This is a genomic window from Amycolatopsis sp. NPDC049159 (assembly GCF_040648295.1).
Taxonomy (GTDB): Bacteria; Actinomycetota; Actinomycetes; order Mycobacteriales; family Pseudonocardiaceae; genus Amycolatopsis; species Amycolatopsis pretoriensis_A.
Map to the genome: position 1 here is coordinate 1 of NZ_JBEZDL010000058.1, position 5,132 is coordinate 5,132.

Sequence of the window (5,132 nt, forward strand, 5' to 3'; positions counted from 1 at the left end):
GCGAGAGCTCTTCAACCTCATCGCCCAGGCCACGCAGCACACTGGTCTGCCAGCGATCGCTTGACATCGATAGGGGCATCAAGCTCGCCATCGTCCACCGATCAGCGGTCGTCCTCCACGCCGTGGTCACCTGGACCAAGGCATGGTCAGACGCGACCTAGAGCCAGTCGTGCTCGCGCGCGTAGCGGGCCGCTTCGTGACGGGTGCGGGTCTGGGTCTTCTGCATCGCGTTCGACAGGTAGTTGCGGACGGTGCCCTCGGCGAGGTGCAGCCGGGCCGCGATGTCGGCCACCGAGTAGCCGTCGCGGGTCGCGCGCAGGACGTCGAGCTCGCGGTCGGTCAGCGGGCAGTCGTCGACGACGGCGAGGGCCGAGACGTCCGGGTCGATCCAGCGCTTGCCCGCGTGCAGGGTCTTGATCACCGACGTGATGTGCGCCGGTTCCGCCGCCTTGCTGACGAAGCCCTGGACGCCGAGCTTCAGCGCCTTGCGGAGCACGCCGGGGCGGGCGTGCCGGGTCAGCATCAGGATCACCTGGTCGGGATGGGCGCGGCGGATCCGCTCGACCGCGCCGAGGCCGTCGACGCCGGGCATTTCGAGGTCGATGACCAGCACGTCCGGCCGGTGCTCCAGGGTGGCGGTGACCGCCGATTCGCCGTCTTCGGCCTCGGCCAGCACCGTGATCCCGCCTTCCAGGGGCAGCAGCGCGGCCAGTGCCTTGCGGAGCAGGGCTTCGTCGTCGGCGAGCACCACCGTCGTCATCGTCGGGCCTCCTTCGGCGCGGGGAAGGCCGCCGCGGTGCGGAACCGGCCGTCGGAGTGCGAGACTTCCAGCTCGGCGCCGTGCCCGGCCAGGCGGTGCCGGAGGACCGCGAGCCCGCTCAGCTCGAGCGGGCCGGTGTCCGGGGCGCCGTCGTTGTCGATCGCGATCCCGCGGCGGGTCAGCGTGATCCGCACCTGGCGGGCCTCGGCGTGGCGCAGGATGTTGGTCGTCGTCTCGCGCAGGACCTGGCCGAGCAGCTCGCTCGCGGTGTCGTCCACTTCGGACTCCCGCTCGACGCGGACGTGGATCCCCGCCGCCTCGAAGAGGTTCTTGGCGTTCTCCAGCTCGGCGGACAGGTTGAGCCGCCGCTGGGCGTAGGCGAGTTCCTTGGTCTGGACGATGGTGTCGCCGACCAGGCTGTGCACTTCCCGCAGCTCCTCGCGCGCCCGGTCGGGTTCGCGGTCCAGCAGCTTCTCGGCCAGCGCCACCTTCAGCTTGACGACGTGCAGGGTGTGGCCCTGGATGTCGTGCAGGTCGCCGGCGAAGCGCACGCGCTCCCGGGTGACGGCCAGCTCCGCTTCCCGCTCGCGGGACTGTTCCAGCTCGGCGATCAGGTCGAAGAAGCGCTGGCTGGCGAACATGAACGCGGTCGAGAACAGCATGGCGAACGCCGGGACGGCGGCGAACTGGAACAGCCGCCAGCCGATCCGGTCGTCGTGCACGAGCGCGTTCGTCGCGCCCAGCGCCGCGATCAGGGCCGCCAGCCCGCCCAGCGCGGCGAGCCGGTGGCGCGGCAGCGGCGGGATGAGGTACGAACCCACGACGGACAGGCCGAAGAACGCGGCGGTGTCGTCGGTCAGCGCCCCGGCCAGCCAGACCACCGCGGTGACGACCAGGCTCGGGCGCGCGACGCGCAGGTAGTCCCCCGCGGTCCAGCGCTCGGCCGTCGCCAGCGCCGCGACCAGCCCGACGACCTGGATCACGACGTGCCACCAGGACCGGGCGGTCAGGAACAGCAGCACCACGCCGACGATCACCAGCGGCGGGACGGTCGTGATCAGGTTCAGCCGGCGCAGGCGCTCCTGGACGCCCCCACCCGTCCAGGAGCTCCGGCGCGCGATCATCGGTACCTCCACGAACCCGAGCGTAACGGGATCCGCGGGCGCCACCAGTGACACTGCGTCATGTATCCGGGTGACGTCGCCTCACTGCCGGGGGGCGCCGATCCCCGCTGGAATTCGGGGCATGTCCACGACACCCGTCATCGACGTCGATCGCCTCACCCTCACCTACGGCGGTTTCCCCGCCGTGAAGGACCTTTCGTTCCAAGTGGACCGCGGGGAGCTGTACGCCCTGCTCGGCACCAACGGCGCCGGGAAGACCTCGACCCTGGAGACGGTCGAAGGCCACCGCGCGCCGACCTCCGGTGCCGTGCGGGTGTTCGGGAAGGACCCCCGCGACCGCGCCGCCGTCCGCCCGCGGATGGGGATCATGTTGCAGGAGAGCGGGTTCTCCGCCGACCTGACCGTGCGCGAGACCGTCTCGCTGGTCGGGCGGCTCACCGAACGGCACGACGACGTCGGGCGCGTGCTCGGCGTGGTCGGCCTCACCCGCAAGGCGGGCACCAAGGTCGGGCAGCTCTCGGGCGGTGAGAAGCGGCGGCTCGACTTCGCCACCGCCGTCTACGGCACGCCGGAGCTGGTCTTCCTCGACGAGCCCACCACCGGCCTCGACATCCAGTCGCGCGACGCGCTCTGGGACGCCGTCGACCGGCTGCGCGAGGACGGCTCCACCGTCGTGCTCACCACGCACTACCTCGAGGAAGCCCAGCAGCGCGCCGACCGCATCGGGCTCATGCACCAGGGCGCGTTCCACCGCGAGGGCACGGTCGCCGAGCTGACCAGGACGCTGCCCTCGACCATCCACTTCGGACTCCCGGCCCACGCGCCGTCACCGCCGCTGCTCGCCACGCGCGGCGCCGACGGCAAGTTCCTCGTCGAGACGTTCGGCCTGCAGAAGGACCTCCACACGCTGCTCGCGTGGGCGCAGGACCAGGCCGTGGAGCTGCTCGACCTGCAGGCCGGGCCGACGCGCCTGGACGACGTCTTCCGCGCCATCGAAGACTCCTGAAAGGACGAACATGCTGACGATCGCCCGCGGCGAGCTGATCCAGCTCTTCCGGAACCGGCTCGTCCTGGTCACCGCCCTGGTGCTGCCGGCCGCGCTCAGCGCGTTCTTCATCGCCCGGCACGACGTGTTCGCCGAGGTGGGGAGCCTCGGCTACATCGCCACGCTGACGTTGTTCTTCGTGCTGGGCATCGGCCTCTACACCACGACGGTGACGACGCTGGCCGCCCGCCGCCAGAACCTGTTCCTCAAGCGCCTGCGCTCGACCGCGGCGGGCGACGCCGGGATCCTCGGCGGGCTGCTGCTGCCGGTCACCGCGATCGCGGTGGTGCAGATCGCCGTGCTGCTCGCGGTGCTGGCCGTGGTCACCGGGAAGCCGGCGAACCCGCTGCTGCTGGCCGCGGCCGTCGTGGCCACCGTGGTCATGATGCTCGCGCTCGGCCTGGCCACGGCCGGACTGACGAACTCGCCCGAACACGCGCAGGTGACGACGCTGCCGATCAGCCTCGGCGTGATCGCGGTGGCCGGCTGGGTCGGCCTCACCGGCACCGGCGAGCTGACGCTGCTCAAGCGCCTGCTGCCCGGTGGTTCGGCGGCCGAGCTGGTGCTCGACGCCTGGAACGGCGGCCGCCCGGTCGCCGATTCGCTGGTCCTGTTCGCCCCGACCCTGGCCTGGGTCGTCGTCGCGGTCGTGCTGGCGACGCGGCTCTTCCGCTGGGAACCGCGCCGCTGACCGCGGTGCGAACGAAAGGAAACCCGATGCGCAAAACCTTGCTGGCGGCCGCGATCGCGGTGGTGGGCGCGACGATCGTCGTCCCCGCCGCGTCCGCGGCGCCGAACACCTTGAGCTGGGGACCGTGCCCGGCCGGGGCCTTCCCGACGCCCGACCTGCAGTGCACGACGATGAAGGTCCCGCTGGACTACGGGGACCCGGGCGGAAAGGCGATCGACGTCGCCGTGTCGCGCCTGCCGAGCAAGAACCCGGCGAAGCGGCGAGGTGTGCTGCTGACCAACCCGGGCGGGCCGGGCGGCGGTGGCCTGGACTACCCGCAGCTGCTGAAGTACGTGAAGCTGCCGCAGGACGTGCTCGACGCCTACGACATCGTCGGCTTCGACCCGCGCGGGGTCGCGCACAGCACGCCGGTGACGTGCGACCTGACGCCGGAGCAGATCGCCGTCGGCAACCTGCCGTACGCGAAGGGCCCGGCCGACGTCGTCAAGCAGGCTCAGCTGGCGAAGGCCGAGGCGAAGCAGTGCGCGGACGCGAAGACCGGGTCGATGCTGCCGTACGTCACCACGGCGAACACCGCGCGGGACATGGACCGCATCCGCGCGGCGCTGGGTGAGTCCACGGTGTCCTACCTCGGCGCGTCGTACGGCACGTACCTGGGCGCGGTGTACACGTCGCTGTTCCCCGAGCGCAGCGACCGGTTCGTGCTGGACAGCAGCCTCGGGCCGGGCGGCTACGACATCGAGGCGATGCGCGGCTTCGCGCGGGGCATGGAGGACCGGTTCCCGGACTTCGCGAAGTTCGCCGCGGCGCACCCGGAGTACGGGCTCGGCCGCACGCCGGCGCAGGTGACGGCCAAGTTCTACGAGCTCGCGGCGCGGCTGGACCGCAACCCGGTCGAGGGCATCACCGGCTCGGTCTTCCGCGGCCTGACGTTCGAGGGCCTGTACTCGACGGACCTGGCGCCGTTGGCCGCGGACTGGCAGGGGCTCGAGCAGGGCCGGGCCCCGAAGCCGCCGGCGGAACCGGTGACGGGCGTGGAAAACCTGCTGGCGTCCCGCTTCGCGGTGATCTGCGGCGACTCGGCGTGGCCGCGGTCGATCGCGAGCTACCAGCTGGACGTGGCGATCGACCGCGTCCGGTACCCGATGCTCGGCGCGGCGGGCGCGAACATCGCGGCGTGCGCGTACTGGGCCCCGCCGGCCGAGCCGCGGGTGCGGATCACCGGCCGCGGCCCGGCGAACGTGCTGATGGTGCAGAACGAGCGTGACCCCGGGACGCCGTTGTCCGGGGCCCGCAAGCTGCGCGCGGCGTTCGGCGACCGCGCCCGCCTGATCACGATCGACCAAGGCGGGCACGGCGCTTACCTGTTCGGGCCCAACACGTGCGGGAACACCCTGGTGACGGGGTTCCTGGTGAACGGGCAGCGACCGGGCGACACGCACTGCGCCGCGGAAAGCTGAGGCACGCCAGGAGGTCGTGAGTGTTCAGGCGGGTTCTGACCCGCCTGAACAC

At 71.9% G+C, this 5,132-nt stretch carries 5 protein-coding genes; 3 read left to right on the forward strand and 2 right to left on the reverse strand.

The genetic code is table 11. From position 1 onward, the window contains the following. Nucleotides 1-157: 157 nt before the first annotated feature. Together AB0B33_RS46715 and AB0B33_RS46720 are read right to left on the reverse strand one after the other, a co-directional pair. Nucleotides 158-760 carry a response regulator transcription factor gene (locus tag AB0B33_RS46715; protein ID WP_360784649.1) on the reverse strand — a complete coding sequence of 201 codons (603 nt, stop codon included), beginning with the start codon at nucleotides 758-760 and terminating at the stop codon, nucleotides 158-160. Next, nucleotides 757-1,896 (reverse strand): histidine kinase, encoded by a 1,140-nt coding sequence (locus tag AB0B33_RS46720; protein ID WP_360784652.1) that lies wholly within the window; start codon nucleotides 1,894-1,896, stop codon nucleotides 757-759. The genes AB0B33_RS46715 and AB0B33_RS46720 overlap by 4 nt, the downstream gene beginning before the upstream one ends. A gap of 109 nt (nucleotides 1,897-2,005) precedes the next feature. Between AB0B33_RS46720 and AB0B33_RS46725 the strand changes: the two genes are divergently transcribed. From AB0B33_RS46725 to AB0B33_RS46735, 3 genes are read left to right on the forward strand one after another with little or no spacing between them, the layout of a single operon-like run. Beyond that, nucleotides 2,006-2,890 (forward strand): ABC transporter ATP-binding protein, encoded by an 885-nt coding sequence (locus AB0B33_RS46725; protein ID WP_360784655.1) that lies wholly within the window; start codon nucleotides 2,006-2,008, stop codon nucleotides 2,888-2,890. A 10-nt stretch (nucleotides 2,891-2,900) separates the two neighbouring features. After that, nucleotides 2,901-3,620 (forward strand): ABC transporter permease, encoded by a 720-nt coding sequence (locus AB0B33_RS46730; RefSeq protein WP_360784657.1) that lies wholly within the window; start codon nucleotides 2,901-2,903, stop codon nucleotides 3,618-3,620. Nucleotides 3,621-3,646: 26 nt separating this feature from the next. Beyond that, nucleotides 3,647-5,080: an alpha/beta hydrolase gene (locus AB0B33_RS46735; protein WP_360784660.1), complete on the forward strand. Its 1,434-nt coding sequence runs from the start codon at nucleotides 3,647-3,649 to the stop codon at nucleotides 5,078-5,080. Nucleotides 5,081-5,132: the final 52 nt, after the last annotated feature.